The organism is Paraburkholderia bannensis NBRC 103871, from assembly GCF_000685015.1.
GTDB lineage: Bacteria > Pseudomonadota > Gammaproteobacteria > Burkholderiales > Burkholderiaceae > Paraburkholderia > Paraburkholderia bannensis.
On record NZ_BAYA01000008.1, the window covers coordinates 83,234 to 106,367 of the forward strand.

Consider the following 23,134-nt stretch of genomic DNA (forward strand, 5'->3'; position numbering starts at 1 on the left):
CGGCCTCCGAAATTCAATCAGGCATCAGGCGAGCGCGCCCCGCTCGCCCGCAGGATCATCTTCACGACTTCGTCGGTCGTCGCCTCGAAGCTTGCCGCCGACAGCGCACGCTTGCCCGCAAGCGCGCGAATCTGCGCTTCGAAATCCGCGTAATGCTGCGTGGTCGCCCAGATCATGAAGAGCAAGGTCCTGGGCTCGACGGGCGCGAGCAGGCCCTCCGCGATCCAGCGCTCGATCAGCGTCACGCGCGACTCCATCCACGGCTTCACGCGCTTGAGCAGAATGTCCTGCATATGCGTCGCGCCGCTGATGATCTCGTTGGCCCACACCTTCGAGCCTAGCGGCCTGCGCCGCGACAGCTCCATCTTCGCGCGCACATAGCCGCCGATGGCTTCGACGGGATCGTCGCTCGCATCGAAGGTATCGGCCGCTGCATTCCACTCCTCGAACAGGTCGTCCAGCACGCGCCAGTAGAGCGACAGCTTGGTCGGGAAGTAGTAGTGCAGGTTCGCCTTGGGCAGGCCTGCGCGCTCGGCGATCAATGCGGTGCTCGCGCCTTCGAAACCGCGCTCGGCGAACACGGCTTCCGCACACGCGAGCAGATGCAATTCGTTCGACGCGCGGATCGACGCCTTGCGGCGCGGCTTCGTCTCCTTCTGTTTGGCGTCCTGGTTCGCGTGTGCGTTCGCGCCTGGGCGCAGTGCAAGGTTCGCGGCTGGCGTGTCGGTGTCGTCGTCGCGCATGGCATCCGTCCGTTCAGGAAGAAAAGCATCGCACCGCGATGCGGTTTCATTGTAGACACGCAACCCACGCAGCGTGATCCGGTGCGTGCCGTGCCCGCGGGTAAACCTGCGTGCCTTGCGCGCGTTATCACGCACTGCAACATCGATGGCACGCTTTTCGCTCGTATTACCGCATTGAATTCCCGAAGTTTATAGCCTACAACCTGTCCAATCGGACAGGATTCGGAGAGCGCGGAATCATCGCCCCGAATGAGCGTCGAGCGCATGCACCGTGATCGCGCAAGACGCCCCAGACGATGGCGACGATGCACGCTTTATGAACACGCTTCATGGATACAACGGCGGCGCGATCCCCACAGCGGCCATTTAAAAACAGGCCGCATCGCGCTGCACCGCCAGTCGATCATTGACAGGAGAGCACGCATGAACGTAGTAAGCGAAGCCGCGCTGACCACCTCGATTCACGTGAATGGCCAGCGTCTCTGGGACAGTCTGATGGAAGTGGCGAAGATCGGCGCGACGCCCAAGGGCGGTGTGTGCCGCCTCGCGCTCACGGATCTCGACAAACAGGGCCGCGATCTCATCGTCAAGTGGGCGCAGGAAGCGGGCTGCACGGTGAGCGTCGACCAGATGGGCAACGTGTTCATGCGCCGCGCGGGCCGCAACAACGACCTGCCGCCCGTGATGACCGGCTCGCACGCGGATTCGCAGCCCACGGGCGGGCGCTTCGACGGCATCTACGGTGTACTGGGCGGCCTCGAAGTGATCCGCGCACTCAACGACCACGGCATCGAAACCGAACACCCCATCGAAACCGTGATCTGGACGAACGAGGAAGGCTCGCGTTTCGCACCCGCGATGGTGGCCTCCGGCGTGTTCGCGGGCGTGTTCACGCTCGACTACGGCCTGTCGCGCAAGGACGTGGACGGCAAGACCATCGGCGAGGAACTCCAGCGCATCGGCTACGCGGGCGACCTGCCGTGCGGCGGCCGCAAGATTCACGCGGCGTTCGAATTGCACATCGAACAAGGGCCGATTCTCGAAGCCGAAAACAAGACGATTGGCGTGGTGACGGACGCGCAAGGCCAGCGCTGGTATGAAGTCGTGCTGACGGGCCAGGAGGCCCATGCGGGCCCCACACCGATGCCGCGCCGCCGCGATGCACTGCTGGGCGCGTCGCGCGTCGTGCAACTGGTCAACGAAATCGGCCTGCGCCACGCGCCGCTCGCGTGCGCGACGGTCGGCATGATGCAGGTGCATCCGAACTCGCGCAACGTGATCCCGGGCCGCGTGTTCTTCACCATCGACTTCCGCCACCCGCTGGACGAAGTGCTCGCGAAGATGGATGCGGAACTGCGCGAAGGCATCGCGAAGATCGCCGAGCAAGGCAAGCTGGAAACCGAGCTTGAGCAGATTTTCTATTACGCGCCCGTGCCGTTCGACAAGGCCTGCGTGAAGTCCGTGCGCGCCGCCGCCGAGCGCTTCGGCTATTCGAATCGCGACATCGTGTCGGGTGCGGGCCACGACGCCTGCTATCTGGCGACGGTTGCGCCCACGTCGATGGTGTTCGTGCCGTGCATCGACGGCATCAGCCACAACGAGATCGAAGACGCGACCCAGGAATGGATCGAGGCCGGCGCAAACGTGCTGCTGCATGCCATGCTCGAACGTGCGAGCGAGCCAGGCTGAACATCCACTTTTAGCCGAATAGAGCCCTAAAACAAGCTGTTCCCCACGTACCGGCTGCCGCGCGTTGCGCGCAGCCGGCGGATCCGTGTTTTGCCTCGCAAGGAGCATCCGGATGTCCCACTCCGCCAAGAACAACACGCGTGCCACTCAAGGCATTGCCGCAGGCCGGCTCAGCGCAGAAGAACTGGGCTGCCAGTTCGCCGACGTTGCCCCGCCGCTTTCCGCCAACGCCGCCGTGATCGCTTCGGATCGCTGCCACTACTGCTACGACGCGCCCTGTGTCGCAGCCTGCCCCACCGGCATCGACATTCCCAGCTTCATCCGCAAGATCGGCAACGGCAATCTCAAGGGCGCCGCGCGCGACATCCTGAGCGCCAATCCGCTGGGCGGCATGTGCTCGCGCGTCTGCCCGACCGAGATTCTCTGCGAAGGCGCCTGCGTGCGAAATCATCAGGATGGCGAACCAGTCCAGATCGGTGCGCTGCAACGTCACGCCACCGACTTCCAGATGGCGCGCGAAGCCGAAGGCGCGACGCCGCTGTTTCGCCGCACGAGCGAAACGGGCCGCAAGGTCGCTGTAGTCGGCGCTGGCCCTGCGGGCCTGGCCTGCGCGCATACGCTCGCGCTTGCGGGGCATCACGTCACGGTGTTCGACGCGCGCGAGAAACCCGGCGGCCTCAACGAATACGGCATCGCCGCGTACAAGACCGTCGACGATTTCGCGCAGCGCGAAGTCGCGTGGCTGCTCTCCATCGGCGGAATCGAGTTGAAGCAGAACCAGCAATTGGGCCGCGACTTTACGCTCGATGCGCTGCGCAGCGACTTCGACGCCGTGTTTATCGGCGTGGGCCTGGGCGGCACGCATGCGCTGAAGATCGACGGCGAAGCGCTAGACGGCGTGCGCGATGCGGTGGACTTCATTGCGCAACTGCGCGAAGCCGACGATCTGGCCGCGCTGCCCGTGGGCCGCCGCGTGGTCGTGATCGGCGGCGGCAATACCGCCATCGACGCCGCCGTGCAAAGCCGCAAGCTGGGCGCGGAACACGTCACGCTCGCTTACCGTCGCGGCAGCGCACAGATGAGCGCGACGTGGGCCGAGCAGGAATTCGCACGCCAGCAAGGCGTGACGATCGTGGAGTGGATGAAGCCCGTGCGTATCGTCGGCGAACACGCTGTGCAAGCCGTGGAGTTCGAACGTGCGGCGCTCGATGCGAACGGCGCGCTGCAAGGCACCGGCGACATCGAGCGCATCGAAGCCGACGTGGTGCTCAAGGCCATCGGCCAGAAGCTCCTGCCCGCCGGTCTCGATGCGCTGCAATTGAGCGACGGCGGCGCGCGCATTGCCGTCGACGCCGATGGCGCGACGTCGCTCGCCGGCGTCTGGGCAGGCGGCGACTGCGCGGGCCACGGCGCGACCGACCTCACCGTCCAGGCGGTGCAGGACGGCAAGCTCGCGGCGCGCGCCATTGACCGCTATCTCGCCGCACAGACCGGCAAGGCCGCGTGACCCGCGCAGTCGAAAACGCAAGCACAAAGCATCCACACCGATATAACAAGGAGTCGCATCATGGCCGATCTGCGCTGCTCGATTGCCGGTATTGAATCGCCCAATCCGTTCTGGCTCGCCTCCGCGCCGCCCACCGACAAGGCCTACAACGTCAACCGCGCCTTCGAGGCGGGCTGGGGCGGCGTGGTCTGGAAAACGCTCGGCCTCGACCCGCACGTAGTCAACGTGAGTTCGCGTTACGGCGCGACCACCTGGCGCGGCCAGCGCATCGCGGGCCTGAACAATATCGAACTGATCACCGACCGCCCGCTCGACGTCAATCTCAAGGAAATTGCCCAGGTAAAGCGCGACTGGCCCGACCGCGCACTGATCGTCTCGCTGATGGTGCCGTGCAATGAGAGCGACTGGAAATGGATCCTGCCGCTCGTCGAAGACACGGGCGCCGACGCGGTCGAGCTGAACTTCGGCTGCCCGCACGGCATGAGCGAACGGGGCATGGGCGCGGCCGTGGGCCAGGTGCCCGAGTACATCGAAATGGTCACGCGCTGGGTCAAGGAAGGCACGCGCCTGCCCTGCCTCGTCAAGCTCACGCCCAACGTCACGGACATCCGCCACGGCGCGCGCGCGGCGCTCAAGGGCGGCGCGGACGGCGTCTCGCTCATCAACACCATCAACTCGATCGTCGGCGTCGACCTGGACGTCATGGCGCCGCTGCCGACCGTCGATGGCAAGGGCACGCACGGCGGCTACTGCGGCCCTGCCGCCAAGCCCATCGCGCTGCACATGGTCGCCGAGATCGCGCGCGACCCGCAGACACAGGGCCTGCCGATCTCGGGCATCGGCGGCATCTCCGACTGGCGCGACGCCGCCGAATTCATGGTGCTGGGCGCGGGCAGCGTGCAGGTCTGCACCGCCGCCATGCACTACGGATTCCGGATCGTCAGCGACATGATCGACGGCCTGTCGAACTGGATGGACGACAAGGGCTACGCGAACCTCGACGCAATTCGCGGCCGCGCCGTGCAGAACGTGACCGACTGGCAATACCTGAACCTGAACTACGACATCAAGGCGCGCATCGACCAGGATCGCTGCATCCAGTGCGGCCTGTGCCATATCGCGTGCGAGGACACCTCGCACCAGGCCATCACGGCGACCAAAGACGGCCAGCGTCATTTCGAAGTCGTCGATGCGAATTGCGTCGGGTGCAATTTATGCATGCATGTGTGCCCGGTCGACCAATGCATCACGATGGAGCGCGTCGATTCGGGCCGCTATGCGAACTGGACGACGCATCCCAACAACCCGGGCCGCGTGGCCGATCCGAAAGCCGCTTGATCCATCGGTACTAAAAAGAAGCCCTATAAAACCCAACGACAAGTCACGGAGAATCCGCATCATGAGCCAGCCAGCAGCGAGCCCGGCCCCAGGCGACGCAAGCGCGCGCCGCAGTGCAAGCGAGTTGTACAACGACGACCTCGCGCCCATGGGCGTCGCGCAGCGTACGTGGCGCTGGTATCACTTCGCGGCGCTTTGGGTGGGGATGGTGATGAACATTGCCTCCTACATGCTCGCGGCCGGGCTGACCGAGCAGGGCATGTCGCCGTGGCAGGCCGTCATCACGGTGCTGCTCGGCAACGTGATCGTGCTGGTGCCGATGCTGGCGATCGGCCACGCGGGGGCAAAGTACGGCATTCCGTATGCGGTGCTGGTGCGTTCGTCGTTCGGCACCCAGGGCGCGAAGCTGCCCGCCATGCTGCGCGCCATCGTGGCATGCGGCTGGTACGGCATTCAGTCGTGGCTCGGCGGCAGCGCGATCTACACGCTCGCCAACATCCTGTTTCATAACGCGCTGGTCGGCGACGCGCTGCCGTTCCTGGGCATCTCCATCGGCCAGGGCGCGTGCTTCCTGCTGTTCTGGGTGCTGCAGCTTTACTTCATCCTGCACGGCACGGACTCAATCCGCTGGCTGGAAAGCTGGTCGGCGCCGATCAAGGTGGTGATGTGCGTGGCCCTCGTCTGGTGGGCCTGCTCGAAGGCGGGCGGCGTGGGCAGCATGCTTTCGCAGCCCTCGCAGTTCGCGGCGGGCGGCAAGAAAGCGGGCCTCTTCTGGGTCACGTTCTGGCCGAGCCTCACGGCGATGGTCGGCTTCTGGGCCACGCTCGCGCTCAATATTCCCGACTTCACGCGCTTCGCGAAGACGCAGAAGGATCAGCTGGTCGGCCAGGCGATTGGCCTGCCGATTCCGATGGCGCTGCTTTCGGTGGTGTCGGTGGTGGTGACGTCGGCGACGGTCGTGATCTACGGCAAGGCGATCTGGGATCCCATCGACCTCACCAGCCGCATGGAAGGCATTGGCGTGGGCATTGCGCTCGTGATCCTCACGCTCGACACGATGTGCTGCAACCTGGCCGCGAACCTGGTCGGCCCCGCCTACGACTTTTCGAGCCTCTGGCCCAAGGGCATTTCGTACAAGACGGGCGGCCTTATCACGGCGGGACTCGCCATCGTCATGATGCCGTGGAAGATTCTGGCCACCACGCAGGGCTATATCTTCACGTGGCTCGTGGGCTATTCGGCGCTGCTTGGCCCGGTCGCGGGCATCCTGATGGTCGATTACTTCCTGATTCGCGGCACGCGGCTCGATACCGACCAGCTCTTCGAAGAAAGCGGCGAATATGCCTACACGAACGGCTGGAACCGCGCTGCCGTGATCGCGCTGCTAGCGGGCGTGCTGCCTAACCTGCCGGGCTTCCTGAACGAGGCGTTTCCGGCTGCGTTCCCCTCGGTGCCCGACGCGTTCAAGGGACTCTATACCTATGCGTGGTTCGTGGGACTCGCCATCGCCGCCGTCGTCTACGGCGTGCTGATGAAGCTCGGCAAGAGCCGCAGGCCGAGCGTCGCGAGTGCATGAGATCACGCAAATACACTGGAAATGCAGGCTCAAACTGAAGGAGACATAGCATCATGGCGATCCTGATTCGAGGCGGCACCATCGTGGACGCGGACAAGACGTATCGCGCCGACGTGCTCTGCGACAACGGCACGATCACGGCGATCGGCGAGAACCTCGACGCTCCGGCCGGGGCCACCGTGGTCGATGCGGGCGGCCAGTACGTCATGCCGGGCGGCATCGATCCGCACACGCACATGGAACTGCCCTTCATGGGCACCAAGGCCCACGACGACTTCTATACGGGCACGGCGGCGGGTCTCGCGGGCGGCACGACGTCGATCATCGACTTCGTGATCCCGAACCCGAAGCAGCCGCTCATGGAAGCGTTCCGCGAGTGGCGCGGCTGGGCCGAAAAGGCCGCTGCCGATTACGCCTTTCACGTGGCCGTGACGTGGTGGGACGAGAGCGTGCATCGCGACATGGGCCTGCTGGTGAACGACCACGGCGTGTCGAGCTTCAAGCACTTCATGGCGTACAAGAACGCCATCATGGCCGACGACGAGATCCTCGTGAACAGCTTTGCGCGCGCGCTCGAACTGGGCGCGCTGCCGACCGTGCACGCGGAAAACGGCGAACTCGTGTTCCAGCTACAGCGGCAATTGCTCGCGCGCGGCTTCACGGGGCCGGAGGCGCACCCGCTGTCGCGCCCGCCCGAAGTCGAAGGCGAAGCGGCCAATCGCGCGATTCGCATTGCGCAGGTGCTGGGCGTGCCCGTGTATATCGTGCATGTGTCGGCGAAAGAGGCGCTGGAAGCCATCACGCGTGCGCGCGCGGAAGGCCAGCGCGTGTTCGGCGAAGTGCTCGCGGGCCACCTGGTGATCGACGAAGCCGTCTATCGCGACCCCGACTGGACGCGCGCCGCCGCGCACGTGATGAGCCCGCCGTTCCGCACCAAAGAACATCGCGACGCGCTCTGGCGCGGCCTGCAAGGCGGCCTGCTGCAAACCACGGCGACCGATCACTGTGTGTTCTGCGCGTCGCAGAAGGCCATGGGCCGCGACGATTTCACACGGATTCCTAACGGATGTGGCGGCGTGGAAGACCGCATGGCGATCCTCTGGGACCAGGGCGTGAACACGGGCCGCCTCACGCCGAACGAATTCGTGCGCGTCACCTCGACCAACGCGGCGCAGATCTTCAATCTCTATCCGCGCAAAGGCGCGGTGGCCGTGGGCGCGGACGCCGATCTCGTCGTCTGGGATCCGCAAGCCACGCGCACGATCTCGGTCAAGACGCATCACCAGAACGTCGACTTCAACGTCTTCGAAGGCATGACGGTGCGTGGCGTGCCCACGCATACGGTCTCGCAGGGCGAACTGGTGTGGGCCGACGGCGACCTGCGCACGCGCCGTGGCGCGGGCCGCTACCTGAAGCGGCCCGCCAATCCGGGCTATCTGCAGGCGTCGCGGCTCGCGAAGCAGTTGAAGGAGACCGAGCCGGTGCATCGCGAAGGCGACAAGGTCGCCTGAGTCGCGAGCCCTAGTACTGCACGACGATCGTGACGCGGCGATTGAGCGCGCGGCTCGCGGGGTCGGTGCCGGCAACGAGCGGGAAGTTGTCGGCCCGGCCGATGGCCGCGAGACGATGCGGCTCGACGCCGCGCTCCACCAGGTAGCGCACCACGGCGCCCGCGCGCGCCGACGACAGCTCCCAGTTCGACGCGTAACGCGCGTTGGCGATCGGCGTGCTGTCCGTGTGCCCTTCCACGAGGATGTTGCCGTCCGGCACCTGCGCCAGCACGCCCGCGATGCGGCTCAACACGCCAAACGAATCGGGCAGCAGCGCGGCATCGCCCGCATTGAACAGAATCTTCGCGTTAATGCCGATTTCCATGCCGTGCGCCACGGGCGCGATGGTGATTTCGCCACGCGCGCGCAGCGGATCGAGCGAGGCGAGCAGCGTGCGTTCGGTGACCGGCGCCTGCGGCGTGCTCGCGGGCGCGCTACTGGCCTTCGCCACCTGTACCGCCTGCACCGCCTGCGACTGCATGCGCAGCTCCTGCTCGTGACGCTTCGCGAGCTGCATGGCGTAGAGCGCGAGGAACAGCACCATCATCGTCGTGACGAGGTCGGCGTAGGACAGCAGCCAGCGGCCCGATCCCGATTGTTCGCCGCCCTCGTCCTCGTCGTGATCGAGGATGCTGAGCGTGAGGTCGCGCGCCGCGTGTTTATCGGGTGACGTCGTTTGCATGCCTGGGCACTCGCGCTTAATTGACCACTGCACCGGCCTGCGCGCCTTGGCGGGCCCAAGCATGCGCTTCGCCGCGTGCGCCTACTTCGCCTGAGAGACGCGTGGCGATCATATGCGGCGTCTCCTTGCGCGAAATCGCCAGCAGGCCGTCCAGATAGAGCTTGCGCAGGCGCAGTTCGCTTTCGATATGCGCGCGCATCTTGCCGTACAGCGGCAGAAACACAAGGTTCGCGAGCGCGAGACCGTACAGCGTGGCGACGAACGCCACCGCGATACCGGTGCCAAGCTGCGATGGCTCGACCAGATGCGTCGTCACCTGGATCAGCCCGAGCACCGACCCGAGAATGCCGAAGGTCGGCGCATAGCCGCCCGCCTGCTGCCAGACGCGCGCGGCGGCCAGATGCGTGCGCCCATAGGCTTCGAGTTCGCGATTGAGCGCGTCTTCGAGCACGGCCGTGGACACACCGCTCGCCAGCAGTTCGAGGCCGCGCCGCGCGAACGGATGAATGCCCTGCCAGTCCATCGACTCGAATGCGAGCAGGCCGCTGAGCTTGGCCTGGTCGCCCCATTCGAGCACGGCGGCAAGGCTCGCTTCATCGACCTGCTGCGCGCGCACGAACACCGTGCGCAGGCGGCGGATCGCATCGAAAAAGCGCGCCCAGGTATTCTGGATCATCACCGCGCCGAGCGTGCCGCCCAGCACGACCACCAGCGCCTCGGGCTGCAGCAGCGCGCCGAAGTGGCCGCCTTCCAGCATGAAGCCCACGACGACCGCCGCGCCGCCCAGCAGGACTCCGAACAAAGTCAACAGATCCATGCATGTTCCGATAAAAATAAGATTGAAAGCGCCGCGCAGGCGCATCCGGCGCGCCCGCATGGTGCGAGCGCGCTAGCCTGCCTGGCGGTTACGCTAATGAATCGCGGCTTACGCGGCGCGTGTCTTGAGTTCGCGCACGGCGTTCACGAGACGCTCCTCGATGCCTTCCAGCTCCATCGGATCGGACTTGATCTCGCGGCGCATGAGCCACGAAATCTCGTTCTTGCGCGCCTCAGACAGCACCGACTGCAAGCGCTCCAGGACAGCGGCATCCTGCGGCGACGCCAGCAGCTTCGCGAGGTCGTAGGTATCGAGCGCGTTGACCGCATCGAACAGCGTGCGCTGATCGACGAACAGCAGATCGTCGAGTGTCTTCACGTCGCCCGAACCGCGGTTCGCACGCTTGCTGAAGTACGACACGCCCTTTTGCTCGACGAAATTGAGCACTTTCGACTTTCTGAACGCGAACAGTTCGTCGGCGATCTCGCCGTGCGAGAGCTTGTTGAGCAGCAGCGTGCGCTCAACGCCGATCAGCGCTTCCAGGTCGCTCAGCTCGATGAGTTCAAGCTCGCTGTTGATGGACACGTCGAGATCGTGGTCGGCCACTTGCGCCGCACGGTCGATGATCCGCACCGGGTCGAAGGTGACGACCTGGCGGCCAAGCGCGCCTTCGCCGCTTTCCGCGCCGCCCAGATGCGAGGACGACTGGCCCGATTCCATCGTGATGAGGTTGAGCTTTTCCATGCGGCGCAGCATCGCCATCACGTGCGGGCGCGAATGGCCCGCCACCGCGCGGCACTTGTGCACCACGTCCGCGAGCGCGACGCTCACTTCGCCCGCGCCGGCGTTATTGCCCTGGCGCAGCCAGCCGCCCTTGGGCTCGGCGCGTTCGGCGCCCGCCAGCAACGACAGTACGTGCGCGTAGGACAGCACGCCTGGCATGAAGTCGGCGTGGGTGTAGGTCGCGAGCTGATCGTCCTTGGCCTTCGCGCGGCGGATCATCGTGCGCACGACGTGACGCAGCAGCGGCGAGACGCGTTCGAGCTCGTCTTCGATGATGTTCGCAGGGATGACCGTGAGCTGGCAGAACGACAGCGCCTTGGCGGTGCTCGGGCGCGGCTCCGCGCCAAGCAGCGCGCTTTCGCCGAAAAACTCGCCACGGCCGAGTGTGGCCGTCACGACGCGCTTCTCTTCACAACGGGTGGAAATTTCGACTTTGCCGTCGGCGATGACGAAGAGCAGGCGCTCACCCGCGTAGCCCTCCGAATAGATGACTTCGCCTGGCGCAGCGGTGCGCGACCATGTTTGACTGCGATTCAAGGTGATTCCCCGTGTGCGGTGTCTTTGTCGACCGTATGAAGCGACCGTCTCAAGGACGATCGATCTGGTTCTCGTATGACTGCCGTTTACGGCTTCGCACGGGGGGTTCTTGAATCAATTTGCATCGGCTTTGCGCACGTGCAAGTGACTCTTGTTCACGGCGCGATGAGCGCTGTGATCGATACACACGTTTTAGCGATTCAATCGATGCCGACAGATAAAAGGCAAACGATTGCGTTGACTGTGCATGCGCACGCGTTCATGTCGACCGGGATCGCGCTTGCTCGCCATTTTCCCGGTCTCATCTATTGATCAAGCATCGATCAAGCCGCCAGTTGCCCCACCGAACCATTCGCTGGAGGCACTGCAACGCCCGCGCGCGCGAAGCGGATCGCTTCCATCAACGCCTGATGTTCGCCAACGTGATTGGCCAGCAGCAGGATCAGTTGCGCGTTGACCGACTGGCTCTGCGCATCGTCGAGGTCGCGATGCATGTCGATCAGCGCTTCGTAAAAGTCGTCGGGGCGCGCGAGATTGGGTTGGGTATTCAGCATCGTCGTCTCCTGTCCCATCTTCATATCGTCGTTTGATTCGTAATGATCTGCACAATCGATTCGAAAGGCGGCCGCGCTTTTACGCTTTCAAGCTGTATGCGTTGCCCACGTCGCCGCCTTTCGGCTTCATCGCTTCAAGCCGTGCCTTCCACGCACAGCGCGCGCTTCAACGCACGCTCCACACGCGGCGCACTGACGCGATGCCAGCGCGCGCTCACGTGCTGATCCGGGCGGATCAGGTAGAACGCGCCGTCCTGCGCGCCGTAACGCTGCGCCGCGAGACCTTGCGTATCGCGCAGCACCGACGTACCCGCAGGCAGGGCTTCGGGCGCCGCGCCCTCGCCGTCGATCACCGCTACGAAGTTCAGCGGCACCGGCCCATTCGCAAGCGCATCGAGCGCCGCGCGCGTTGGCTCGTCCAGCGTCGCTCCGGCACGGCAAAACAGCAGCCCCGTAAAGCGTCCGCCAAGCTGCTTGAGCAGCCACTGCGCGTTGCCTTGCGCGTCGCCCAGCGGCGCGTCGGCGCACGATGCGCCCGGCACCATCTGGCCCGTGAAGCGGTCTTCATCGGCCGTATTGAGCGTCGATTCGTGCAGCACCGCAGGCACCGAAAGCCGTCCGCTGTTCACCAGTTGGCGCGCAAACGGATGCTCGCGCGCCAGCGTGAGCACCGCGTCGCGAAACACGCGGCTCACCGCGCTCTTGGGCGTGATGAAGTCCGTCGAACGCGTGGAATTGCGGATGTTTTCATCGGCGGCATATTCGCGCTCGCTCGCATAGGTGTCGAGCAGCGCATCGGGCGCGCGCTGCTCCAGCACCATCGCGAGTTTCCACGCCAGGTTTTCGCTGTCCTGGAAGCCGCTATTCGCGCCGCGCGCGCCGAACGGCGAAACCAGATGCGCCGAGTCGCCCGCAAACAGCACATTGCCATGCCGGAAGCTGTCCATGCGCAGGCACGAGAACGTGTAGATGCTCACCCATTCCAGCTCGAACTTCACGTCGGGGCCGAGCAGCGCGCGCACGCGCGGGATCACGCGCTCGGGCGTCTTTTCTAGCACCGGATCGGCGTCCCAGCCCAGCTGAAAGTCGATGCGCCAGACGTTATCGGGCTGGCGATGCAGCAGCACCGACTGGTTCGGATGGAACGGCGGATCGAACCAGAACCAGCGTTCGGTCGGGAAATCGGCTTCCATCTTCACGTCGGCGATCAGGAAGCGATCCTTGAAGGTGCGCCCGTGACTGTCGAGACCCATCAGCTTGCGCACGGGGCTGCGCGAACCGTCCGACGCGACCACATAGCGCGCGAGCAGTTCATACGGGCCGTCGGGCGTGTCGATTTCGAGCGCCACGTGGGCATCGTCCGAGCGCGGCTCGCCACGTTGCGCAATACCGGTGACCTTGCTTTTCCAGCGGATTTCGAGGTTCGGCAACGCCTGCGCGCGTTCGAGCAGGAAGCCTTCGACGTAGTACTGCTGGAGGTTCACGAAAGCCGGACGATGATGGCCGGTTTCGGGCAGCAGGTTGAAGGTGTAAACCAGCTCGTCCTTACGGAACACTTTGCCCACGTTCCAGCTCACGCCCTTTTCGACCATGCGCTCGCCGCAGCCGAGGCGATCGAAAATATCGAGCGAGCGCTTCGAAAAGCAGATCGCGCGCGAGCCGGTGGAAAGCGTGCAATCGTCGTCGACGAGCACGACGTGAGTGCCTTGCTGCGCGAGGTCGATCGCCGTGGCGAGGCCCACCGGGCCCGCACCGACGACGACGACCGGGCGCACGCGCTTTTCAACTTCCGCGCCTTGTTCGTGGCAGCGCGTGTAGTCGAAAGTCAGCGATTGATAGTCGATCATTGTCTCTCTCCGTCTCTTCTGCGACCGCTCAATCCTGCAACGCGTCCCACATGTCCTTGTCGCGCTGCGCCGTCCAGATGCGCGGGTGCGTGATGCCGCTCGCCTCGTCATACGCGCGCGACACGTCGAACGGCAGGCAATGCTCGTAGATGAACACGTGGCCGAACTTCGGATCCATCGCTTCACGCGTGAGCGCCATCGACTGCTTCAGGTCGAGCTTCTGTTCGACCGCCTTGCGGCCCTGCGCGAGCAGCGTCGAGACGAAATCCTTCGTGTAATCGAGGCCCTTGTTCACTTCGTCGGGATTGAGCAGCGCGGGGCCGCGGCCCGGCACGAGCTTTTCCGCGCCCAGCGAGCGCAGCGCTTCGAGCGTAGCGGGCCATTCGGCGAGTTGCGCGTCGCCGCAATAGCAGGCCGCGTCGTATTCCACGAGGTCGCCCGAGTACAGCACCTTCTGCTGCGGCAGCCACACGACCGTGTCGCCCTTGGTGTGGCCCGAGCCCAGATGCGCGATCTTCACTTCGAGCTTGCCGAGGAACAGCGTGATTTCCTTCTCGAACACGAGCGTCGGCCACGTCAGGCCCGGCACCGTTTCGACGCCTGCGAAGAGACGCGGGAAGCGCTCGATTTCCGACTTCATGTCCTGCTCGCCACGCTCGACGATCATCTCGTAGGTGCCGCGGCTCGCGATGATCTGCTGCGCGCCTTCCTCGAAATACGCCGACGCGCCCAGCACGCGCACCGCGTGATAGTGCGAGAGCACGACGTACTTGATGGGCTTGTCGGTGACGCTGCGGATCTTCGCGATGAGATCCTGCGCCATGGCGGGCGTGGCCGTGGTGTCGACGATCAGCACGCCGTCGTCGCCGATGATGACGCCCGAATTCGGGTCGCCTTCGGTCGTGTACGCGTAGGCGTTTTCCGAGAGCTGGGTGAAGGTGACCTGCTTTTCTTCGAGGTCGGCCTGCGATGCGAACGCCTTTGCCATCTGGAGTCTCCGTATCTGTAGGGAACGGGCGACGAGGCGAGGCCGGGCGCACGCGCTACGGGGGCGCATGTGCAGTGACCGGCGCGCGGGCGCCAGCCGGTTTTGTCTCGCCCCGTCTGGTTTGGTTAAGGCGCTGTTCTGCCGGGGTGAGGCCATGATCGCCCGACGGTTTTTATTTGTCAATAGCGAATACACTAGCCATATGCAAACAACGGAGCTAGCGGAATTCTCCCCTCCTTCGGTTAACATGAACCCTTTTTTAGCCTGGTACAACGAGTGAAGACCCCTCGCAACGCGCCGCCCAGCGTCGCCGAACCGGACGCGGACGGCGCAGGCGCCGGCAAGACCCAGCGCGGCATCCAGAGTGTCGAAGTGGGCGCACGCCTGCTGCGCGTGCTCGCCGACGCGCGCGTGCCGCTCGCGCCCACCGATCTCGCGGCGGCGGGCGACATCGCGTCGAGCCAGGCGCACGCCTATCTTGTTAGCCTCACGCGCCTGGGACTGATCAAGCGCGACGCGCTGTCCGGTCGTTACGAAGCGGGGCCGCTGGCGTTGCGCCTGGGCCTGCTGCATCTCGCGCAGCAGCCCGCGCTGCGCCACGCCGTGCCGCATGCGGCGGCGCTTGCGCAGGCCCACAACTGCAGCGTCGCGCTGTGCATCGCCGGGCCGCAGGGGCCGACCATCGTGCGTTACGAGCACGCCAGCCTGCCGCTGCACGTCAACCTGCACGTGGGCACGGTGATGTCGCTGCCGGCCACGTCGACGGGCCGCGTGTTCTGCGCGTTTCTCGACGAAACCACCTTGCGCGCGATGTGGGCCAACCAGACGGCGCAGCCGGTCTGGCGCGGCACGGCGGCAGCCGAAGCCATCCCCACGCCCGATGCCGCCTTCGCCGCCACGCTCGACACGATCCGCGCACGCGGCTTCGAACTCGGCATCGATGCGCCGAGCCCCGGCGTAAGCAGCGTCTGCATGCCCGTGCTCGATGCGCAAGACACGCTGCGCGTCACGCTCACGGCCATCGGCGCGAGCGGCGCACTCGACGTGCGGCCCGACGGCAAGCTCGTGCGCGCGCTGCACGGCGCCGCGCAACAGATCGCGCAAGCCGCCTTTCCATCGACCTGACCATGCCGAAAACCTCTTTGGAACCCGACGCGTCCACCAGCATCGATAGCGCCGATAAACCCCAACGCGGCATTCAGGCGCTCGACGTCACGGGCGAACTGCTCGCTGCCCTCGTCGCGGCCGGCACGCCGCTGTCGCTGCGCGACCTCGCTGCGGCGGCGGGCATGCCCAGCGCGAAGGCCTTTCCGCATCTGGTGAGCCTGCTCAAGACCGGCCTGCTCGCGCGCGACGAAGCGGGCCGCTACGAAGCTGGGCCGCTGAGCCTCGAACTCGGCCTGCTGGGTCTCGCGCGCCTGTCGCCCGTGCGCGAAGCCGATGCCGAACTCGTCGATCTCGCCACCGGCACCGGCATGAGCGTCGCGCTCGCGGTGCCCGGGCCGCTTGGGCCCACGGTCGTGCGCCTGGAAGAATCGCCGCGTCCGCTGCATGTGAGCCTGCGCCCGGGCACGGTGATGTCGCTCGTGAACACCGCCATCGGCCGCGTGTTCGCCGCGTGGCTCGACGACGACGTGCGCGCCGCGCTACTCCTGCAGGACGGGTTGCGGCTCGCCGGTGTAGCGGCGTTGCCCGATGACGACGCTCACTATGCGCAGCGCCTTGCCGCGATCCGCGCGCAGGGACTCGACACCGCGCTCGACAAGCCGGTTCCCGGCATCAGCACCGTGGCCGCGCCCGTGTTCGACCACACCGGCAGCGTGTGCCTCGTGCTCGCGCTGATGGGGCCGTCGGGCAACCTCGACGTCACGCGCGAAGGCGCGAGCGCGCAACGCCTGATCGCCGCCGCCGAGCGCCTGTCGCGCCGCTTCGGTTATGTCGCGGGCGCGGCGTTACCGGGTCTATAGGCGGTCGATATAATCGCGCTTCAAACGCGGCTGATTCAAACGCAGGCGATGCAGATTCAATCCGCATTGCCGCGTCGCCAAGCCGACCCAGCCGAAAGAAAGCCCACCGCTATACAACAGGCACAAGGAAGCGCCCATGAGCACAGCCTCCACCGGTTCCAGCGCCGCGTTGCGCCAGGTTGCGGATCTGCCCGCCCCGCGCGGCCTGCCGCTCATCGGCAACCTGCTGCAGCTTTCGCCCACGCGCCTGCATCTGATCCTCGAACGCTGGGCCGAAGAACTCGGCACGCCGTACCGCTTCCAGGTGGGCAGCATTCCCATCACGATCTGGACGGACACCGAGCTGATCCAGCAGATCATGCGCGAGCGTCCTCATCGCTACCGCCGCTATCAGCCGATCGAAGCCGTGCTTGAGGAGATGGGCTCCAACGGCCTTTTTTCCGCCGAAGGCGCGGCGTGGGAAACGCATCGGCGGCTGGTGATGCAGGCGCTGTCGATCAACAACATCAAGGCGTTCTACCCGACGCTTTCCGACATCACGCAGCGCCTGCGCACGCGCTGGCTGCGTGCAGCCGAACGTGGCGAGACCGTCGAGATGACCGACGATCTCAAGCGCTACACGGTGGACGTGACGAGCGCGCTCGCATTCGGCGAAGACCCGCGCACGCTGGAGCGCGATCACGGCGTGATCCAGGAGCACCTGGAGCGCATCCTGCCGAGCGTGATGGGCCGCATCAACGCGCTGTTCCCGTACTGGCGCTACGTCAAGCTGCCCGCCGATCGCAAGCTCGACCAGTCGCTCGTGGAAGTGCATCGCTATATCGATTCGATGATGGCGCGCGCCCGCGAGCGCATGCGCGACGAGCCGTCGGACACGCCGCGCAACCTGATGGAAGCGATGCTCGTGCAGCAGCATGGCGGCGAACATGGCGCCATCACCGATGCGCAGATCCGCGCCAATGTCCTGACGATCCTGCTCGCGGGCGAGGACACGACCGCCGATTCGATCGCCTGGACGCTGCCCTATCTGGCCGCCGATCCCGCCTTGCAGACGCATCTGGGCGAAGAAGCCCACCGCGTGCTGGGCGACGCGCCAGTTTGCCCCGACTACGCGACGCTCAAGGAACTCGACATCTTCGAGGCCATCTGCATCGAGGCGACGCGTCTGCGCCCGGTGGCCGCCGTGCATTCGTTCGAGCCGCTCGAAGACGTGGTGGTGGACGACGTGGCGCTGCCCAAAGGCACGCGCATGTTCTTCGTCGCGCGGCCCGCGATGATCGACGCGAAGAATTTCGTCGATCCGCAGCGCTACGATCCGTGGCGCTGGATGCGCAAGGGCGAGCACGCCGCGCCGGAGGGTGCGCACGACGTGCGGGCGTATCTTCAGTTCGGCGCGGGGCCGCGTGTGTGTCCCGGTCGCCATCTGGCGACGGTGGAGATGCGCCTCGCGCTCTCCATGCTGATGAACGAGTTCTCGATCGAACTGGCCATCGATCCCGCGAAGATCAACGAAGTGTCCGCGTTCACGATGGTGCCGGACACCATGCCGGTGAGGCTCACGAAGCGCAGGCGCTAGCTTCGCACCACGCCTGCCACATGTGCCGGAAAGCGGCTTCCATGTTGCGGGCGAAGCGCGCGCCGTCCATCAGCGGCGACGCCTGCATGCACGCGCGCAATCCCGCGCGCAGTTCGGCCAGGCGCGGCAGGTCGCGCGCCAGCGCCGTGACGATGCGGGCGTAGTCGGCATCGTTATCGGCTGCAAGTTCCGGCAAGCCCAGATTCGCGAGCAGGCATAGCCCCGCGCGGCTAAGCGCCGTGCGCCCATGACGCGTGGGCACCGGCACGCCCATCCAGAGCGCGTCGAGACTCGTGGTGTGGCCGTTGGCCGGAAACGTATCGAGCGCGATGTCGATTTTCCCGTACGTGCGCAGATAGGCCTCGCGCGCCTGGAAGCCCACGAAATCCAGCTGCGCGGGATCGATGCCGTGCGCGCGAAAACGCGCCGCCAGCCGCTCGCGGGCTGCGCCCGGCGGGGCCATCAAGATGAGCCGCGCGTCGGGTAGCGCCGCGAACACAGGCGCCCAGAGCGCGAGCGTGGCGTCGGTGAGCTTGCAGGGGTTATTCAGGCATCCGAATGTTATGTGACCGTTTTCCAGCGCGGGCAGCGGAGAAACTTCCACGCCTGGCGACTGCGCGTCGTAACACCAGAACGAATCGGGCAGGCGCAGCGAACGCTCGGTGTACGGGGCGTCGATATGCGGCGTACCGGGCGGATCGATCCACGGATCGGTGAGCCGCCAGCCAATCGACGGGCTGCCCGTCGTGCCCGGATACGCCAGCCACGCCACCTGAACAGGCGCGGGCCGGCGCGCGAACAGCAAACGCCGCGCGCCGTCCATATGCATCGTCAAATCGACGAGGACATCGATGGAATCGTCGCGGATCTGCTGCGCAAGGCGCGCGTCGTCGAGTTCGCCGGCTTCGCGCCAGAGATCGGCGTGACGCTTGATCTGGTCGGTCATGTCGTCGCGCTGGTTGCCGAGCGCGTAGCAGACGATCTCAAACGCAGCGTGATCGTGATGGCGCAGCAGCGGCATCATGAACAGCGACTGGCAATGGTGGCGAAAATCCGGCGACACGTAGCCGATCCGCAAGCGTCGCGCGGGATCGGGCAAGTTTGCGTGGTGCATGTGCTCGCTTGCGGCAAGCAGCGCGGCTTCGTGCTGCGCTGCGAAACGCTCGGCCTCGACGCGCACCGTATGGCCATCGTCCGTTGCGAACATCAGCGCGAAAAGCAGATTGCTGTGCGCACCGATATGCGCGGGCTGGGCGACCAGGGCGCGGCGATAGCTCGCGATGGCCCCTTCGATATCGCCCATCTTGCTATGCGTATTGCCGAGATTGAGCAACGCATCGGCGAAATCGGGCTTTAGCTCGATGGCGCGCGTGAACGCCGCGCGCGCTTCGTCCACGTCGCCCAGACGCAGGTGCAGGTTGCCGAGGTTGTTCCACGCGGACACGCGGGTTGGCTCCAGCGTAAGCGCCCGTTCGAGCGCGGCGCGCGCTTCGTCGATGCGACCCACGCCCGCCAGCAATGCGCCGAGATTCGTCAGCACGTCGACGGAATCGGGCGCGAGCGTGCGGGCGTGTTCGAAGACAGTCAACGCTTCGCTCTGCCGATGCTGTTTCAGCAGCACTTGCCCGAGGTTGTTCCACGCGTTCGCATGCGCGGGCGCGAGTTCCAGCGTGCGCCTTAGCACGGCCTCGGCGCGCGCGAGTTCGCCTGCCTGCGAGAGCATCGTGCCGTAGTTGAAGTGGATCGCCGCGTGTGTGGGCATGAGCGCGAGCGCGCGCTCGAAGCACAGCGATGCCGCTGCGCAATCGCCCGCTTCGCCGTACACATGGCCGAGATTGTTGAGCGCGATGGGCGAACGGGGTTCCAGTTCCAGTGCACATTGCAGCGCATGGATCGCGCGATGGCGTTCGCCAGCGTCGCACGTCATCGCGAACGTCACGAGAAAGCTGGGTGTTTCGCGCACGGCCAAAGCACGGTCGACGAGCGCGCGGGCCGCCAGCCGGTCGCGGCCGATTTCGAGCATGGCGGCAAGGTTCAGCGCATCGGCGTCATGCGCATTCGCGCAGATCAACTGCGCGCATAGCGCGCGGGCGGTTTCGATGTCGCCGCGCTGCCAGGCGGATTCGGCGGCGGCCAGTGAAGGTTCGGAAGTTTGGGAACGAGACATGATGCGTAGTGCGCGGCAAGCGGCGCGGCAAGCGGATAACGCTCAAGTCTAGTGACGTCTCAATTTGGCTGGCCGGACTCCTGACAGAGCACGCAGCGCGAACGCGTCTCAAAAGCCGAAGCGCTCACTCCTTCACTTCGCCTACGCTATCCGAACCGCTGCGCGCCTGCGCATCGCGCATCTTTTCGAGCGCATGCGGCGTTAGGCCCATCGCCACGGCAATCGCCAGCGCGTCGATCACGGCCAGATGCGCGATGCGCGCGACGCCCGGTGCGTGCGGTTCCTGCGCGGCGGGCACGCGCAGCAGCAGCGGAATATCGACGACCCACGCGAGCCGCGATCCCGCATTGGTCAGCGCGATGGTGGTCGCGCCGCGCTCCTTGGCGATCTGGATGCTCTCGTTGACTTCGACGCTGCGCCCCGACTGCGAAATCGCGAAGGCCACGTCGCCGGGTTCGAGCAAGCCCGCGTAAAGCCGCTGCAGGTGTGCGTCCGTGAACGCGCTCGCGGCGATGTCGAGGCGCAGCAGGCGCAGCGCCGCGTCCTGCGCGACCAGCCCCGACCCCGCGCCCACGCCAAAGAAGTACACACGCCGCGCGCTGCCCAGAGCGGCGGCCGCCGCCTCGAACACCGCCGGATCGAGCGACGCGCGCGCGTGCTTCACCCCTTGCGCCACCGCCTCCGCGACGTTGTCGAGCAACGTGCCGACCTGGGTGACATCGCCGCTCGTCACTTCCTGCGCCGCCGCGAACGGCATGCTGCCCGCCGCGCTCTGCGCGAGCCGCATCTTGAAGTCGCGCAGGCCGTGCGCGCCCACCGCGCGGCAAAAGCGCGTAACCGAAGGCTCGGACACATCGGCGCGCAGCGCGAGTTCGGTGATGCTCGCGCGCATCGCAAAGTCGATGTCGGCGAGCACCATCTGCGCGACCTTGCGCTCGGCGGGCCGCAGCGACTCCGCGACATTGCGGATATGGTGGATCAGGTTGGAGACCGGCAAGCTAAATTCCGTGGCGTGAGCCGTGGGTTGAACCATGGAAGGTGCGAGCGCCGCAACGTGCCTGTTTCGGGCGATGAGCAGGCCGGGCGCGGGCCCGGCGCGCATTTCGTCAATCGAGCCGCTTGCCGCTTTCGGTATCGAACAGATGCAGGTGCGCGAGAGGCAAACCCAGCGTCATGCGCTGGCCCGGTTCGATGCCGGGCCGCGCGCGCGTCGTGACGCACCATGAATTGCCGCCTATTTTCCCGTACAAGTGGGTCTCGGCGCCAGTCGGCTCGATCACTTCGACGCCGAAGGGCACGTCGCCCGCGCCCGTTTCGATGTGCTCGGGCCGGATGCCCAGCGTCACGCGCGCGCCCTGCTGCGCGCGCCCTTCGGGCAGCGCGATGCGCACGCCGTCGTCGAGCACCAGCGCCGTGCCGCGCGCGTCGCTCATCACGCTGCCGGCGACGAAGTTCATCGACGGCGAGCCCAGGAAGCTCGCCACGAACAGGTTGCCGGGTCTGTCGTAGAGATCGAGCGGACGGCCGATCTGTTCGATGCGCCCGGCGTTCATCACGACGATGCGGTCGGCCATCGTCATCGCCTCGATCTGGTCGTGCGTGACGTACACCACCGTGTTGCGCAGACGCTGATGCAGCGCCTTGATTTCGGTACGCATCTGCACGCGCAGCTTGGCGTCGAGATTCGACAGCGGCTCGTCGAACAGGAACAGCGACGGCTCGCGCACCACGGCGCGGCCCATCGCCACGCGCTGCCGCTGGCCGCCCGAAAGCGCGCGCGGCAGGCGCTCCAGATAGTTCGAGAGATTGAGCATCTTCGCGGCGGCCTCGATGCGCGGCTTGAAGCCGTCCTCGCGCTCCTTGCGGATCCGCGGGCCGAACGCGATGTTGTCGTACACCGAAAGATGCGGATACAGCGCGTAGCTCTGGAACACCATCGAGATATTGCGCTGCTGCGGCGGCAGCGCATTCGCGCGCGTGCCGCCGATGGTCAGGTCACCGCCGCTGATGTCTTCGAGACCCGCGATCATGCGCATGAGCGTGGTCTTGCCGCAGCCCGAGGGGCCGACCAGCACGACAAACTCGCCGTCCTCGATGTCGAGATCGACGCCATGCACGACCTGGGTGTCGCCGTAGCGCTTGTAGATGCCGTTCAGTTGTACCGCTGCCATGCTGTCCTCGTGCGTGTGCGTGTGCGTGTGCGTGTGCGTGTGCGTGTGCGTGTGCGTGTGCGTTCTTCAGATTTCGTCGAGCGTGAGTTCGCTCGCCATCAGCCGGTTGCCCGCCATCAGCCCCGCGTCCACCGGCAGCGCGACCCCCGTGATCACGCGCGCCTGCGGCGAGGCGAGAAACTGCACGGCATCGGCAATATCGTCGGGCGTGGCCACGTCGCCAAGCGGATACCACTTCTTGAGTTGTTCGAATATTTCCGGGTTCTGCGCCACGCGCGCATGCCACGCGGGCGTCTTCACGGTGCCGGGACAGACGATGTTCGCCCGAATGCCGTGCGGCCCCAGTTCCATCGCCAGCGCCTTCGTGTAACTCACGAGTCCCGCCTTCGCCGCGCTGTAGGCGGGATGGCCGAGCGCGCTCAAGCCGTTCACCGAGCCGATCAGCACCAGCACGCCGCTGCGACGCTCGATCATCGAGGCGCGCACCGCTTCCACGGTGTAGTAAGTGCCGTTGAGGTTCAGGTCGACGTCATGCCGCCAGCTGGCCGCGTCGGTGCGCGCGAGCGACGTGCCGAGCGCCGCGCCCGCGTTCGCGACAGCCACGTCCACCGGCCCGCGCGCGGCGACGGCGCGCGCCACGGC

20 protein-coding genes are annotated in these 23,134 nt (G+C 65.9%); 9 read left to right on the forward strand and 11 right to left on the reverse strand.

The genetic code is table 11. From position 1 onward, the window contains the following. Positions 1–17: 17 nt before the first annotated feature. Entirely contained in the window at positions 18–743 is a 726-nt protein-coding gene (locus BBA01S_RS15190) for a TetR/AcrR family transcriptional regulator (RefSeq protein ID WP_027817201.1), read from the reverse strand. A 423-nt stretch (positions 744–1,166) separates the two neighbouring features. On the opposite strand from BBA01S_RS15190, the gene BBA01S_RS15195 reads away from it, so the two are divergent. The 5 genes from BBA01S_RS15195 to hydA all read left to right on the forward strand — a co-directional run bounded on the left by BBA01S_RS15195 (position 1,167) and on the right by hydA (position 8,364). Next, a complete protein-coding gene (locus BBA01S_RS15195) occupies positions 1,167–2,432 on the forward strand; it encodes a Zn-dependent hydrolase (RefSeq protein ID WP_027817202.1) in 1,266 nt (421 codons plus the stop codon). A 112-nt stretch (positions 2,433–2,544) separates the two neighbouring features. After that, positions 2,545–3,939, forward strand: a complete 1,395-nt coding sequence (locus BBA01S_RS15200; protein ID WP_042297255.1) for an NAD(P)-dependent oxidoreductase — start codon at positions 2,545–2,547, stop codon at positions 3,937–3,939. A 60-nt stretch (positions 3,940–3,999) separates the two neighbouring features. Next, the gene (preA, locus tag BBA01S_RS15205; protein WP_027817204.1) at positions 4,000–5,277 is read left to right on the forward strand and encodes an NAD-dependent dihydropyrimidine dehydrogenase subunit PreA; all 1,278 of its coding nucleotides are present in this window, start codon (positions 4,000–4,002) and stop codon (positions 5,275–5,277) included. 61 nt (positions 5,278–5,338) lie between these two features. After that, positions 5,339–6,853, forward strand: a complete 1,515-nt coding sequence (locus BBA01S_RS15210; RefSeq protein ID WP_027817205.1) for an NCS1 family nucleobase:cation symporter-1 — start codon at positions 5,339–5,341, stop codon at positions 6,851–6,853. A gap of 53 nt (positions 6,854–6,906) precedes the next feature. Next, positions 6,907–8,364, forward strand: coding sequence for a dihydropyrimidinase (gene hydA, locus BBA01S_RS15215; protein WP_027817206.1), 1,458 nt, complete (start codon positions 6,907–6,909; stop codon positions 8,362–8,364). A 10-nt stretch (positions 8,365–8,374) separates the two neighbouring features. Here the strand turns inward: hydA and BBA01S_RS15220 are convergent, their stop codons facing one another. The 3 genes from BBA01S_RS15220 to BBA01S_RS15230 form a co-directional block, all read right to left on the reverse strand. Then, positions 8,375–9,085, reverse strand: coding sequence for an OmpA/MotB family protein (locus BBA01S_RS15220; RefSeq protein WP_042297258.1), 711 nt, complete (start codon positions 9,083–9,085; stop codon positions 8,375–8,377). A 16-nt stretch (positions 9,086–9,101) separates the two neighbouring features. Further along, the gene (locus tag BBA01S_RS41395) at positions 9,102–9,902 is read right to left on the reverse strand and encodes a flagellar motor protein (protein ID WP_042297275.1); all 801 of its coding nucleotides are present in this window, start codon (positions 9,900–9,902) and stop codon (positions 9,102–9,104) included. A gap of 108 nt (positions 9,903–10,010) precedes the next feature. Then, positions 10,011–11,222, reverse strand: coding sequence for a cyclic nucleotide-binding domain-containing protein (locus BBA01S_RS15230; protein WP_027817208.1), 1,212 nt, complete (start codon positions 11,220–11,222; stop codon positions 10,011–10,013). Between the two features lie 75 nt (positions 11,223–11,297). Here BBA01S_RS15230 and BBA01S_RS15235 point away from each other — a divergent pair, with 75 nt between their 5' ends. Then, positions 11,298–11,534 (forward strand): hypothetical protein, encoded by a 237-nt coding sequence (locus BBA01S_RS15235; protein ID WP_027817209.1) that lies wholly within the window; start codon positions 11,298–11,300, stop codon positions 11,532–11,534. 11 nt (positions 11,535–11,545) lie between these two features. Here the strand turns inward: BBA01S_RS15235 and BBA01S_RS15240 are convergent, their stop codons facing one another. From BBA01S_RS15240 to BBA01S_RS15250, 3 genes are all read right to left on the reverse strand, one after another. Then, complete coding sequence (locus BBA01S_RS15240; protein ID WP_042297277.1) at positions 11,546–11,776, reverse strand: DUF2783 domain-containing protein; 231 nt, start codon at positions 11,774–11,776, stop codon at positions 11,546–11,548. Positions 11,777–11,910: 134 nt separating this feature from the next. Then, entirely contained in the window at positions 11,911–13,623 is a 1,713-nt protein-coding gene (locus tag BBA01S_RS15245; RefSeq protein ID WP_027817211.1) for an FAD-dependent oxidoreductase, read from the reverse strand. Between the two features lie 28 nt (positions 13,624–13,651). Beyond that, entirely contained in the window at positions 13,652–14,611 is a 960-nt protein-coding gene (locus tag BBA01S_RS15250; RefSeq protein ID WP_027817212.1) for an MBL fold metallo-hydrolase, read from the reverse strand. Between the two features lie 276 nt (positions 14,612–14,887). Here BBA01S_RS15250 and BBA01S_RS15255 point away from each other — a divergent pair, with 276 nt between their 5' ends. The 3 genes from BBA01S_RS15255 to BBA01S_RS15265 all read left to right on the forward strand — a co-directional run bounded on the left by BBA01S_RS15255 (position 14,888) and on the right by BBA01S_RS15265 (position 18,154). After that, positions 14,888–15,736 (forward strand): IclR family transcriptional regulator, encoded by an 849-nt coding sequence (locus tag BBA01S_RS15255; RefSeq protein WP_027817213.1) that lies wholly within the window; start codon positions 14,888–14,890, stop codon positions 15,734–15,736. Between the two features lie 2 nt (positions 15,737–15,738). Further along, positions 15,739–16,578 carry an IclR family transcriptional regulator gene (locus tag BBA01S_RS15260; protein ID WP_042297260.1) on the forward strand — a complete coding sequence of 280 codons (840 nt, stop codon included), beginning with the start codon at positions 15,739–15,741 and terminating at the stop codon, positions 16,576–16,578. A 136-nt stretch (positions 16,579–16,714) separates the two neighbouring features. Beyond that, complete coding sequence (locus BBA01S_RS15265; RefSeq protein WP_027817215.1) at positions 16,715–18,154, forward strand: cytochrome P450; 1,440 nt, start codon at positions 16,715–16,717, stop codon at positions 18,152–18,154. Here BBA01S_RS15265 and BBA01S_RS41400 read toward each other — a convergent pair. The 4 genes from BBA01S_RS41400 to BBA01S_RS15285 all read right to left on the reverse strand — a co-directional run. Further along, on the reverse strand, positions 18,135–20,321 hold the full coding sequence (locus BBA01S_RS41400; protein WP_052391763.1) for an O-linked N-acetylglucosamine transferase family protein: 2,187 nt from the start codon (positions 20,319–20,321) through the stop codon (positions 18,135–18,137). The two genes, BBA01S_RS15265 and BBA01S_RS41400, sit on opposite strands and share 20 nt — an antisense overlap. A 124-nt stretch (positions 20,322–20,445) precedes the next feature. Beyond that, positions 20,446–21,318 carry a MurR/RpiR family transcriptional regulator gene (locus BBA01S_RS15275; RefSeq protein ID WP_027817216.1) on the reverse strand — a complete coding sequence of 291 codons (873 nt, stop codon included), beginning with the start codon at positions 21,316–21,318 and terminating at the stop codon, positions 20,446–20,448. Between the two features lie 109 nt (positions 21,319–21,427). After that, positions 21,428–22,492, reverse strand: coding sequence for an ABC transporter ATP-binding protein (locus BBA01S_RS15280; protein WP_027817217.1), 1,065 nt, complete (start codon positions 22,490–22,492; stop codon positions 21,428–21,430). Positions 22,493–22,558: 66 nt separating this feature from the next. Continuing rightward, on the reverse strand, positions 22,559–23,134 hold a 576-nt coding region (locus tag BBA01S_RS15285; RefSeq protein ID WP_027817218.1), incomplete at its 5' end, for an SDR family oxidoreductase.